The 11,716-nt window shown below is 43.9% G+C and carries 11 protein-coding genes and 1 riboswitch; of the genes, 6 read left to right on the top strand and 5 right to left on the bottom strand.

The genetic code is table 11. The features are described 5' to 3' along the window. Positions 1-51 precede the first annotated feature (51 nt). Genes IGJ15_RS06190 through IGJ15_RS06205 form a run of 4 tightly spaced genes read right to left on the bottom strand, consistent with a single transcriptional unit; the run spans position 52 to position 3,286 of the window. Complete coding sequence (locus IGJ15_RS06190; RefSeq protein WP_142974132.1) at positions 52-732, bottom strand: energy-coupling factor transporter transmembrane component T; 681 nt, start codon at positions 730-732, stop codon at positions 52-54. Continuing rightward, positions 659-2,071: an ABC transporter ATP-binding protein gene (locus IGJ15_RS06195; protein ID WP_311902366.1), complete on the bottom strand. Its 1,413-nt coding sequence runs from the start codon at positions 2,069-2,071 to the stop codon at positions 659-661. The genes IGJ15_RS06190 and IGJ15_RS06195 overlap by 74 nt, the downstream gene beginning before the upstream one ends. Then, entirely contained in the window at positions 2,068-2,670 is a 603-nt protein-coding gene (locus IGJ15_RS06200; RefSeq protein WP_010749530.1) for an ECF transporter S component, read from the bottom strand. The genes IGJ15_RS06195 and IGJ15_RS06200 overlap by 4 nt, the downstream gene beginning before the upstream one ends. Beyond that, complete coding sequence (locus IGJ15_RS06205; RefSeq protein ID WP_128489234.1) at positions 2,663-3,286, bottom strand: YkoF family thiamine/hydroxymethylpyrimidine-binding protein; 624 nt, start codon at positions 3,284-3,286, stop codon at positions 2,663-2,665. The genes IGJ15_RS06200 and IGJ15_RS06205 overlap by 8 nt, the downstream gene beginning before the upstream one ends. A 93-nt stretch (positions 3,287-3,379) precedes the next feature. Next, positions 3,380-3,479: riboswitch (TPP riboswitch) on the bottom strand. A gap of 321 nt (positions 3,480-3,800) precedes the next feature. Between IGJ15_RS06205 and IGJ15_RS06210 the strand changes: the two genes are divergently transcribed. Beyond that, entirely contained in the window at positions 3,801-5,339 is a 1,539-nt protein-coding gene (locus tag IGJ15_RS06210) for a zinc ABC transporter substrate-binding protein AdcA (protein ID WP_270290214.1), read from the top strand. 66 nt (positions 5,340-5,405) lie between these two features. Next, a complete protein-coding gene (locus tag IGJ15_RS06215) occupies positions 5,406-6,416 on the top strand; it encodes a plasmid pRiA4b ORF-3 family protein (protein WP_311902374.1) in 1,011 nt (336 codons plus the stop codon). Between the two features lie 90 nt (positions 6,417-6,506). On the opposite strand, the gene IGJ15_RS06220 is transcribed toward IGJ15_RS06215, so the two are convergent. Beyond that, on the bottom strand, positions 6,507-7,622 hold the full coding sequence (locus IGJ15_RS06220) for an NAD(P)/FAD-dependent oxidoreductase (RefSeq protein WP_333719307.1): 1,116 nt from the start codon (positions 7,620-7,622) through the stop codon (positions 6,507-6,509). A gap of 118 nt (positions 7,623-7,740) precedes the next feature. Here IGJ15_RS06220 and recQ point away from each other — a divergent pair, with 118 nt between their 5' ends. The 4 genes from recQ to IGJ15_RS06240 all read left to right on the top strand — a co-directional run bounded on the left by recQ (position 7,741) and on the right by IGJ15_RS06240 (position 11,692). Next, positions 7,741-9,507: a DNA helicase RecQ gene (recQ, locus tag IGJ15_RS06225; RefSeq protein WP_010749536.1), complete on the top strand. Its 1,767-nt coding sequence runs from the start codon at positions 7,741-7,743 to the stop codon at positions 9,505-9,507. 56 nt (positions 9,508-9,563) lie between these two features. After that, positions 9,564-9,983: a GNAT family N-acetyltransferase gene (locus IGJ15_RS06230; RefSeq protein WP_060793049.1), complete on the top strand. Its 420-nt coding sequence runs from the start codon at positions 9,564-9,566 to the stop codon at positions 9,981-9,983. 57 nt (positions 9,984-10,040) lie between these two features. Continuing rightward, a complete protein-coding gene (locus IGJ15_RS06235; RefSeq protein ID WP_430599350.1) occupies positions 10,041-10,784 on the top strand; it encodes a MurR/RpiR family transcriptional regulator in 744 nt (247 codons plus the stop codon). A 542-nt stretch (positions 10,785-11,326) separates the two neighbouring features. Further along, positions 11,327-11,692: a hypothetical protein gene (locus tag IGJ15_RS06240; RefSeq protein WP_016610961.1), complete on the top strand. Its 366-nt coding sequence runs from the start codon at positions 11,327-11,329 to the stop codon at positions 11,690-11,692. Positions 11,693-11,716 lie beyond the last annotated feature (24 nt).

The raw sequence follows: 11,716 nt of genomic DNA on the forward strand, positions 1-11,716 counted from the left end.
AAAAAGCCAAAGAAACGGCAGTGTTTCTTTGGTTTTTTCTCTTTTTCCCCTTTATAAGAGCAGTGTTCCAGCGAGGCCGATTATCAGACAAAATGATAGAAAGAGCATATCGGCGAAAGTGATGCGAAATGACTTGGCGTAGGTTCGCTTTGCCTCGCTGTCAAATCCTCTTGAAAGCATCGCAGTCGCCAAGAGCTCAGACCAACGAATCGATTTGACCAGTAAAGGGATCATCATCTTGAATGAAAATGGATTGACGGGGATTCCTCTAGAACGCATGCTATTACGGATATTCTGGTACTCGGCTGGAATGATGGGCGCAATTTGAAACGCAGCGAGCAGACCATAGGCAAAAACGGCGGGGAGTCGCAGCTGTTGCTGCAGCGAATAAATCAGCTCATTGATCGTGGTCGATACACTGAAAGAACTGCCCAACATACCAAAGCAATAGATACGGCTTGCCATGTCAAGTCCATAGCGCATAGCTGCTGCTGAGGAGGAGCCACCTTGGTTGTCCTGGTAGTAAAGGAGTCCGGTGAAAAAGACCCCCACAGCTGCCAAGGTCAATGTAGAAACAAGCAAAAGGCTTTTTTTCAAAGAGCGTTCGTTTACAGAAACAGCAAAGAACAGGACACAGAGTAGCAGATTCAATCTGAAATTATTTTGAAAAGAAACCAGTAAGGCGAGTCCTAAAATGGCGAATAACTTGACTGTCGGGTTGAGGGTGCGCATCTATGTCCTCCTTTTCATAATGATTAAAATCAATGATTTGTGAACAAAATGCTTCCAATAATAAGACATCGTGACTAACGATCAAAACCAAGGTGCCGCTTGCGGCTTTTTCGGCTAACAGCTGCATGACCTGCCAAGCTTGCTTGACATCTTGGCCATAGGTCGGTTCATCCACCAACAGTAATTTGACTGGTCGCTGCAATAAAGCTGCTACTGCCAAGCGTCTTTGCTGGCCTTGGCTGAGTAGAAAAGGGGACTGAGTGCTCTTGTTTTGTAGTCGCAATTTTTCCAGCAGTTTGTCACTCTCGGTTGCTGCACGTCCTTGGCTAAGCTCCTGTGCCACTGTAGCAGCCAAAAACTGGTCCTGCGGATTTTGCATGATCCAGCTGATGGACCGAAAAGGGGAGGGATGCTTCTTGATTGGATCCCCGCACAGGCGAATGGTCCCTGAGTACGTCTGCTGCTGCAAGATCGCTTTTAAAAACGAAGATTTGCCGCTGCCGCTACGTCCGGTGAGCCCAATCATTGTCCCACTATCAAAGGTAAGATTTGGAAAAACAATCGCTTGGTTACGGATCGGCAGGCGAAAATCTTGAAAAGATAGCCGCTCTTTTGCAGAAAGTTTCTTAATCTCAACAGGCGGTAGTGACCTGCGCAGCTCCTGATCGAGTGCGCGCATCTTTTCTTGATCGACGGATCTGAATCCTTCTTCAATCAGCAGCCACTCAGCTACCCAGTCAGCAGTATCTTTGATTTGATGGTCGATCAGTAAGATGCCAATGGCATGTTGCTTTTGGAGCTGTCGCAGTTTTCGAATGATTTTTTGACTTGTGTCAGCGTCCAAATTGGCAAATGGTTCATCCAAAAGTAAGTAGCGACTCTTTAAAATCAGACAACAAGCCAATGCTACTAACTGTTTCTCACCGCCAGACAAGGTCGTAAAGGGCTGATCGGCAAGATGGCTGATCTCGCAAAACGTCAAGGCTTCCGCTACTTTTTTTGGCATGTCGGCTTGGGGAAGACATTGATTTTCAAGACAAAACAGTAGTTCTTCTCGAGGCGTGGCCATACAAAATTGCATATCTGGATTTTGAAACAGTAAGCTGATCGACGTGCTTCTTTCTCGAATGGAAAGCTGGTTTAGCGTTCGGTCATCGATCGTATAGGTTCCTTTTTCAAACCCTTTCTCGTTAAGCCCCGCTAAGAGGTGGAAAAGAGTGCTTTTTCCTGTTCCTGAAGCACCATAGATTCCTTTTGTTTCTCCGGGGGCTAAAGACAGTGTCAGATCAAGCCGTTTTTGATCCACGAAAAAGCAGCCGTTTTTCACGAGCAGGCTCATGCCGCTTCTCGTTTGGCGCTAATGGTTTGGTCTTCAGCAATCGGATAACTGTTGAGAACGCCCATGCGTGTCAGATGATCACAGACGATCTTCACCAAAAAGGCGGAAAAGAATAAAGAAGAAAGCAAGCGAATAATAAAAATCACCACCAACAACTGCCATTGCAAGTCAACGAAATTTGACCGAATGATCCCCCAAAGAAAACTCGTGATCGTGGCGCCAATGGCACCAGTGATCAAAGGGAACCAGCCATAGCGACGGTAGCCACCTAATGCAAAGCCAGCTTCTGTTCCAATCCCTTGTACAAACCCGCTGATAAAAATAATCGGTCCATAAAAATTCCCCATAAACACTTCTAAAAGTGCGGCGATCATCTCAGTGATCGTCGCTGCGCCCGGTTTGCGCAGCACATAGCCAGCAAAAGCCGCTGCCATGAACCAAACCCCGAAAATAAACTCATTCGCTAAAACAGACAAACCAAAGGGTGTTAAAAGCGTACCTAACAACAGCCCAAAATGAACAGCGCCCAAATAGATCACGCCAAAAATCAACGAAGCGATCCCCACCATAATGACATCTTTTAAGACCCATTTAGTCATGCGACACCGCCTTCTTTTTGGAAGGACTGTTGACTGAGACCGTTGCTTCTAACACATAATGGGGAAGATGGTCATGAGCATACGCTAATGCCGCTTCAAAATACCCAAAGAGTTGGTTGGCCGTTCCCGTCAGCATCGTCACATAATGGGCGGAGCGAGGCGCCAAACCATAGGTTTCTGCCAGTTGGACGATGGTGGCGATCTCTTCCATATAATTGTTTTCCCCAAATACATAAAACGAGTATTTACAATCCACGTCAAACGTACCATTCAAAAGATTGCTTGCTTTATTGGGTTGTGCCTGTTCTCCATTCAAAAACGCGTCACCTGCAGAATCGCCAGGACAGCCCTTAGAAAAAGTAAACTCACCCACGAGGTGTGTCTTGGATTCGTAAGCGTTGATAAATAGCCCAGCTGCCGCATCGACAACACTTGGGGCTTCCCCTCGAAAAAGGGTGCTGAACAGATCGGTTTGCTGCCAAACAGCTGTTGTATCCGTCCGCTCAATGCTCGCGACGATTTGTTGCGCAAAGTGGTCTTTCATGGGGTACAAACTTACTCGGCACCCAGTGATATCGATCCCGCCTACGGCACAGGCGATTGGTTCATTTGTCATTTTCTCTTCTCCTCTCGATGGTTTTTCTGTCTACAAAAAAAGCGTTCCTCCTTTTTCTATCCACACGTAGACAGAAAAAATGGGAACGCGAAAAATCATGCGCTGCCACTTCCCTACGTTGGTACTAACCAAATCAGGTTCTAAGGGACCAGACTTACGTCTATCTCAGCATAAAGCGCCCCTAGTGGATAATCTTCTATTCAATTACCCCTAGAGTGTAGCACAGGACCCAGCAAAGGACAATAAAAAGAGATGTTCAACGATTGAAAAAAATCAGCAGAGCAAGTCTTTCAAGGAAATTTCTTCACTGATATCTGTGGTGGTACATATGAAGGTTTTTACATATAAAAAAACAAGTGAAAAAGCGGTTGACAGGTTGCAAATAGTTGTGTAAAGTATAAAACCGATGGTAAAACGTAAACGTTACGTTTTGTTTTTATAAATCGTAATTGATTTATCAGTATTTTACCAAGGGAAAGAAAAAGAGGAAAAATAAAAGGAGTGTAGTTAGAAAATGAAGAAGTTTTTTAAAATAACGATGTTATCAGCAGTAGCCCTCGCATTGGCTGCCTGTGGTCAAGGTGGTTCTGACGCTACGGAGCAGTCAGGAAACGCCTCTTCTGAGAATGAACAAATTCAGGTCATGGCCACGTTTTATCCGATGTATGATTTTACACGCCAAGTCGTAGGGGAGGAAGGGCAGGTCGAATTATTGATGCCCGCAGGCACTGATTCCCACGACTACGAACCTTCTGCAAAGGATATGGCAAAGATCCAAGATGCGGATGTCTTTGTCTACAACAATGAAAACATGGAAATGTGGGTTCCTTCGATTGAAGCTACGTTAAATGATGGCGATGTGACAGTGGTCAAAGCCACAGAAGGAATGGTCTTACTTCCAGGAGACGAGGATCATGATCATGACCACGATCATGGCGATGATGGTCATTCCCATGAATTGGATCCCCATGTTTGGTTAGCACCAAGCTTAGCCATGAAACAAGTAGAGGCGATCCGTGACCAACTAAGTGAGGCTTATCCAGAGAAAGCGACAGCCTTTGCAGAAAATGCTGCGAATTATTTAGCGAAGTTACAAGAGCTTCATGCGTCTTATGAAGAAGCGTTTAGCAATCCAGCGCAAAATCACTTCGTGACCCAGCACGCAGCTTTTGGTTATTTGGCATTGGAATACGGGTTGACCCAAGTACCGATCTCTGGTCTTTCACCAAGCGAGGAACCTTCCGCTTCACGAATCGCAGAACTAAAAGAGTTCGTTCAAGAAACAGGTATCCAAACGATTTACTTTGAAGAAAATGCCAAAGACAGCATTGCACGAACGTTAGCTTCAGAAGCAGGTGTCGAACTGGCTGTCTTGAATCCATTAGAAGGGTTGACCCAAGAACAAATGGATAACGGGGAAGACTATATTTCGATCATGGAACAAAACCGTGATGCCTTGAGAAAAACGACCGATGTAGCAAATGACAAAGAAATAGCGGAAGCCGAAAAAGAAAAAACGGTTTATAACGGCTATTTCGAGGATGCAGATGTTCAAGATCGTCCCTTATCTGATTGGGCAGGAGAATGGCAATCCGTGTATCCATTTTTACAAGACGGAACATTAGACCAAGTGTTTGATTATAAAGCAAAAATGGACAAGAAAATGACGGCTGACGAATACAAAGAGTATTATACGACCGGTTATCAAACAGATGTTGCTCAGATCAAGATCACAGACAATACAATGACGTTTATCTTCGATGATGGTACGAAGAAAGAAGCAAATTATGTGTATACTGGCAAAGAGATTTTGAACTATTCCGCTGGTAATCGTGGCGTACGTTTCTTGTTTGAAAGCACTGACGAAGATGCGGCATTCAAATACATCCAATTCAGCGACCATATGATCGCACCAAGTGCGTCCCATCATTTCCATATCTACTTCGGCAATGATAGTCATGAAGCCTTATTAGAAGAAATGGATCATTGGCCAACCTATTATCCAACTGGGATGAGCGGATTAGAAATTGCACAGGAAATGCTTTCCCATTAAAAAAAAGATTGACAATCCTCGCTCTTTTCGTCAAAGTAAACTTGATAGGAAGGAGCGAGAATTTTTTTGGAAAAAACATTGAAGAAATTAGCGAAAGTGATTGATCGTATGATGGATCACGTTGATTTGTATGGCGGACCAAGTGTGGTTAGTGACGACGATCTTGAACACTACTTAGATCCTGTTTTTTACTTGATCTTTTGCGCGGAAACAGATGGTGGCATGACTAAATTAAAAGACAAAGTCTTTGTCGAATCGGTGTACACCGAAATGCTGCCTCAAGAAGTACCGTACAGTTTAAATTTTCTTCCGTTTGCCAAAACAGCCATTGAAGACTTTTATTACTGCATGTATAAAGAAAAGCATATCACCAAATCACAATACCAAGAAATCGCCTTTGTATTGGCTGAAAAACAACCTATCTTTTTCGCACGGATGTCCAAACCCCAGTTTTGGTCAGCTGAAAAGAAAGAAGCGATGTTAGCGATGATTCAAGACACCGATCCTGAAGAACATGAACTATTGCCTGTTGATGACCCGCGTATTGCTGCAATCTCGCCAAAAATCGTCCCATTTCCAACGAAACATACGGCCTTTGATGAAGCGGCGAATACACCAGTCGCCTATCAGATCCGTATTGATTTAGAAGGATACCGTCCGCCAATTTGGCGTCGTTTGATCATTCCTGCTGGGCTGACCTATGAGCAGCTGCATATGTTGATCCAGATTGCCTTTGAGTGGATGAATCAACATTTGTACTTGTTTATTGCCGGTTCGAAATCGATCGGCTTAGGCAATTCCGTACCAACGGATGCTTCCGGTATTGACGAAGATTTTCAGTATTGCAAGTCCATGACCTACATTTATGATATGGGGGCAGATTGGACGCATAAGATCAAAATTGAAAAAGTGTTGACCGCAGAAGATCACCCAGATCCCGTCGTTCCAGTTTGTATCAAAGCTGTTGGCGATGTTCCGATCGAAGATGCCTTTGATGATGATTTCCGAGAACCACTGGATCGTGAGATCATCAATGAAGTGTTACTCGATTATTGGGAAACAGGAGAATATGTTTAGCGATCAGCTAGATGACTGTACCGTAATTTTGCAAGACTAACAGTGACAACCACCAGACCCTAGCGGTTCTGGTGGTTTTTTAATCTTCTGTCAAAGACGCTTTTTGATATATTCTGTCATCGGTTTTGTGTAGCTCGAGAAGTTTTTGGGTTGAGATCGTCCATCATTGATCCGATTGGCTAGGAGATAACCGATATAAGGCCCGGTCGTTAACCCAGAAGAACCAAGTCCACTGGCGGCGAACAAATTCGTTTCATCAGGCACTTCCCCAAAGAACGGCGCAAAATCAGAAGTATAGGCACGTGTGCCAACGCGCATGGTCATAGGCGTGGCAAAGAGTGCTTCGGGGTCTTCAAGAAAAGTACCGATTCCTGTCATCAATTGCTGCTTGGCAGCTTCCGTAGGCGTCAGATCCCAACCAGCATCATTTTCATGCGTAGCGCCTAATAAAATTTGACCATTTGAGAAGGGGATCAAGTCACCTTCACCCTCTAACATGGCGACTGGCCAATTATCTGTCGGTAAGTTGGCAGCAAAGGAAAGCAATTGGCCTTTTTGCGGACGAATATCAACGTGATACCCCAAAGGTGATAACAAGTCTAACAATCCAGGTCCAGCTGTCAGACAAAGAACCTCTGCCTCAAGGAGTTGATCCTTTACTTTGATTTGCCAATGGCTGTCCTTTCTTAAAATCTCGGCTTTTTCTTCGATAAAAGTGACTTGATGCTGTAAGGCAACTCCTTTTACGTGCGCAAGATAAGCACGACCATCTAAACGACCACCCCCTGAGATCCGTAATGAGGACATTTCCTTTAATAATGGCAGTGCCTCTTTGGTTTGTGGCCCTGTCAGCAAATCGATCTCGCCGATTTCTGGGGCTTCTTTGCGGCGACTTACAGCCAGATCTGCTAGCTCCTGAAGCGCGTTTTCGGGACGCACCACCAACGTGCCACAGGGGGCATAGATGGAATCATCTAATGCAAAATCCCGCACCAATTGTGGGAAAAACGCGGCACCGTCTTGTGCAAGCTGGTACCATTTTTTATTGCGGCGTTTGGAGAGCCAAGGGGAGATGATGCCAGCACTAGCAGACGTTGCTTGCCCGATAAGGGAATCAACGACAGTCACGTCAAATTTGGTTTTATCAAGATAATTGGCGAGGGTCAATCCAATGATCCCACCGCCGATAATCACAACTTTTTTCATAGTAGAAGACTCCTTTGGTTGATTTCAATGAAAAGCGAATAAAAAGCGAAAGTTCTCTTAATGCCGTTTTCTTTGCGTACTTAATTGCGTATAATAAGGAAATGGAAAAGAGGGTATTATGCAAACTATTCAAACAGTCTTAAAAGAACATTTTGGCTATTCACAGTTTCGTGAAGGTCAAGAGACGATTATTCAATCTATTTTAACACAACAAAATGTTTTGGGAATCATGCCTACTGGTGGCGGGAAATCGATTTGTTATCAGTTGCCAGCGCTCTTGCTGGATGGGGTCACCTTGGTCATTTCACCTTTGATTTCTTTAATGAAAGATCAAGTAGACAGCCTCGTTGATATGGGGATCCCCGCTGCTTACATCAATTCTTCCTTGACAGGAGCACAGATCAATCAACGCTTGCAAGAAGCTCGCCAAGGACGAATCAAGCTGCTGTACGTTTCTCCAGAACGTCTGGACTCAGAAGCTTTTCGCTATTCGCTGCGGCAGATGCCGATCGCTTTGTTAGCCGTTGATGAGGCCCACTGTATTTCCCAATGGGGCCACGATTTTCGCCCGAGCTATCTGCGGCTCGCCGAAACGATCGACAATTGGGAACAAAAGCCCACGATCGTAGCCCTTACCGCAACAGCTACGCCCAAAGTTGCCGAAGATATCGAAAACTTACTTTCGATTCCAGCTGAAAATCAAGTCAAGACCGGCTTTGCGCGGGAAAATTTGGCTTTTCAAGTCGTCAAGGATCAAAAAGATACCTACATAACGACGTATTTGAAAATGAACCAAGGACAATCAGGTATTATTTACGCCAGCACCCGCAAAGAAGTGGAACGAATCTATCACCTGTTGAAGCATGAACACGTGTCAGTCGGGTATTACCATGGCGGGCTTTCAGAAGAAGAGCGCTCCTTTTTCCAAGAAGAATTTCTCTATGACCGCCTACAAGTGATGGTAGCCACCAATGCATTCGGAATGGGAATCAACAAAAGCAACGTCCGCTTCGTGATCCATGCCCAGATACCAGGTAATTTGGAGTCTTATTATCAAGAAGCAGGGCGTGCTGGACGAGATGGGGAACCCAGTGATGCGATCTTGCTTTATGCGCCGCAAGACATGCAGATCCAGCAATTCTTTATCGATCAATCCGAATCAGACATTCTTTATCGCCAAAACGAATACTTGAAGTTGCGGGAGATGAGCCAATACGGACATACCCAATTGTGTTTGCAGCGCTATATTTTGCGTTATTTCGGAGAAGATGGTCCCGATTGCGGTCGTTGCAGCAATTGTCTTGATGAAAGAGAACAAGTGGATATCACAGTGGATACACAAAAAGTGTTGTCATGTGTGAAACGAATGGGCGAACGCTTTGGGAAAGCCCTGGTGGGGAAAGTGCTAACTGGCTCAGGCGATCAAAAAGTCAAACAGTGGGGCTTTGAAAAATTACCGACTTATGGATTAATGAAAGATTGGTCCCAAAAGGAAGTCAATCAGCTGATCGATTATTTAACAGCATCAGGGTATCTTTTGCCGTCTGAAGGGCAATACCCGTTGTTAAGTGTGACCAATGCGGGGATTGATGTGTTGCTTGGAAAAGCAAAAGTTTATCGAAAACAAACCAAAGTCAAACAGTTAGTGGTGGATGACGAGCTATTCGATCAACTGCGCACCTTACGATTGAATCTCGCACAAGAACAAAATTTGCCGCCATATGTGGTTTTTTCTGATAAAACACTACGAGAATTGGCGGAAGTTCAGCCAAAAACGCCGATCGAGTTTTTACAGATCAAAGGAGTTGGCCAAAACAAGTTGGATAAGTATGGTGACGCCTTTTTAGCATTGCTTTCTGAATACGAAAAGACGGAAAGTGACTAAAATAGACATTTTTCTAAGATAAGACAAAAAAGACAGCAGGAAGGGACGAAACATCAATGATTACGATTCGACCGGCAGTAGCTGCAGATCAAGCATTTTGGTTTTCTTTGGATACTCACTTACCAACGGAAGTCTTCGCCAAAAAGATAATGGAAAAAACTGCTTATGTTGTAGTTGCAGACGACCAGCCAGTAGGGTTGCTGCGCTACAATTTTTTCTGGGACACGATTCCTTTTTGTACCATGTTAGTGATCGCAAAAGCGCATCAAGGCAAGGGAATCGGGAAACGGTTGGTTACTTATTGGGAACAACAGCAAAAAGCAGCTGGCCATGCGCTTTGCTTGACTTCCACACAAGTCGACGAGCAGGCACAGCATTTCTATCGTAAACTCGGTTACCAAGATGCCGGTGGGTTACTTTTGACAAGTCCTGGATTTGAACAGCCGATGGAATTGTTTCTTGTCAAACAGTTGTGATGTTTCTGCCAGCTTATGGTACATTGATAGGAGAACAAAAAAATAGGAGCGTTTAAGATGTCTTTTTTTGGAAAAATCGATTTCAATGAGTTATCAGAGACCGATCGTGCAATCTATCATTACATGTCCAGCCAAAGTGATAAAATTCCTTACATGCGTGTCCGTGAGATCGCGCTTGAATCCCACACTTCAGCTTCTTCGGTCATGCGCTTTATCCGTAAATTAGGGTACAAAAGCTTTACGGAGTTTCGCACCCAATTTAAAGTCCCTGAATTAGATGCCGTTAGTTTTTATAGCAGCATGAATGTCCTGAATGCTGAACATTTTCCGCGAGATATTGAAGGAAAGATTCGTCGGATCGCAGAAAGAATGTTGGAATGCGACAACATCATTTTTTATGGCATCGGTGCCTCTGGTTCCATGTGTGAATACGCTGCCCGCCGTTTTGCTACGATTGGATTTAATAGCTATGCATTAGTGGATAATACGTACCCCATTTTTGCTAAGTTGAAGCATACTTCGGATAATATGATCGTCGTCTTGTCCATCACGGGAACGACTACCGAGATTATTGAAGTCGTCAATGGGTTTCGTAACAATCCAGACTTCACTACGGTAGCGATCACCAGTGACGCCAATAGCACTCTGGGACGAATGTCCGATTATGTCTTGGACTATTCAGTTGATGTAAAACGCATCAACAAGTATGAAGATTTGACGACGCAAATTCCTTGTCTTTTCTTAGTGGAAGCTTTATCAGAGACGGTTCGTCAGTTTTCGTTAACAGCAGAAGAATTGTAAACGGATTTTTCTCTTTATTCACACGTAAATTAACAAACAGCTTCATTCCATCAAAAGGGATTCCTTTGATGGAATGATTTGGCTGTTTGTTTTTTTATTGTGAAAAAAATAGGTGTAGGTATCGATGGGAATCGACTTGAAAAGTTTGCTGTTTTTAAAAAAAGTAAAGCGACTAGCAAGAGGAACTGAGGGGCGAGACAATGTGTGCAGCAAGAATGACCTGAATTCGTGTCGTTTTCAATAGATTTTTATAGAATGACGCGTATTTTGGAAGAAATGAGCCATGAAAGATAACGGAGATTCACAATATTCACCATTTGATGAAGAATGTGAATTTTATCAAAAGTCAATCAACGATATAATAAATAGAACATGTTTGAAAACCATCGTTTTTGAGATATGTTATTTTATTTTGAGTGATATTTTTAATAAGGCTGATAAACCATGCTTTAAAATGGTTTTCTTCCACATTTCTTGCAAATCCTTTTATAATCTCAAAAACGATGGTTTTTGAAGTGAATTCTATAAAAGGAGGAGGGAGAATGAACATCAAAGGTGCGCGTTTTTTAGCAAAACTTCTAAAAGGCTGTCTCGCCTTATGGGTCGCTTGCAGTTTTCCAATAACAAGCTTCAGCGATGAGCTGCGATCAACCGAAACAGATGGAACCGTGCAGTTTACAGGAGTATATGAACCGCTAGATCCTCCAGAACCATCACCGCCAACAGGACCAGTCCTACGCCCGCCGCAAGACACGGTGAAGCCGGGGGGAGAACTGCCTCAGACTAACACCGTTCAGCGATTGGATTGGGTGATTCTAGGCTGTCTTTTGATAATTATCGCGCTTGACTTATATGTACTAAAACAAATCATTCGAAAAGGAAAAGCTACTTCCCCAAAGTGGGAATAGCGTCCATTTAACAAACAAGAGAAT

It is taken from the genome of Enterococcus sp. AZ079, from assembly GCF_050547255.1.
Taxonomy (GTDB): domain Bacteria; phylum Bacillota; class Bacilli; order Lactobacillales; family Enterococcaceae; genus Enterococcus_D; species Enterococcus_D casseliflavus.

Excerpts from the sequence above, each read along its gene's own strand:
- IGJ15_RS06190 (WP_142974132.1), bottom strand. The coding sequence starts at position 732 with ATGCGCACCCTCAACCCGACAGTCAAGTTATTCGCCATTTTAGGACTC.
- IGJ15_RS06195 (WP_311902366.1), bottom strand. The coding sequence starts at position 2,071 with ATGAGCCTGCTCGTGAAAAACGGCTGCTTTTTCGTGGATCAAAAACGG.
- IGJ15_RS06200 (WP_010749530.1), bottom strand. The coding sequence starts at position 2,670 with ATGACTAAATGGGTCTTAAAAGATGTCATTATGGTGGGGATCGCTTCG.
- IGJ15_RS06205 (WP_128489234.1), bottom strand. The coding sequence starts at position 3,286 with ATGACAAATGAACCAATCGCCTGTGCCGTAGGCGGGATCGATATCACT.
- IGJ15_RS06210 (WP_270290214.1), top strand. The coding sequence starts at position 3,801 with ATGAAGAAGTTTTTTAAAATAACGATGTTATCAGCAGTAGCCCTCGCA.
- IGJ15_RS06220 (WP_333719307.1), bottom strand. The coding sequence starts at position 7,622 with ATGAAAAAAGTTGTGATTATCGGCGGTGGGATCATTGGATTGACCCTC.
- recQ (WP_010749536.1), top strand. The coding sequence starts at position 7,741 with ATGCAAACTATTCAAACAGTCTTAAAAGAACATTTTGGCTATTCACAG.
- IGJ15_RS06230 (WP_060793049.1), top strand. The coding sequence starts at position 9,564 with ATGATTACGATTCGACCGGCAGTAGCTGCAGATCAAGCATTTTGGTTT.
- IGJ15_RS06235 (WP_430599350.1), top strand. The coding sequence starts at position 10,041 with ATGTCTTTTTTTGGAAAAATCGATTTCAATGAGTTATCAGAGACCGAT.
- IGJ15_RS06240 (WP_016610961.1), top strand. The coding sequence starts at position 11,327 with ATGAACATCAAAGGTGCGCGTTTTTTAGCAAAACTTCTAAAAGGCTGT.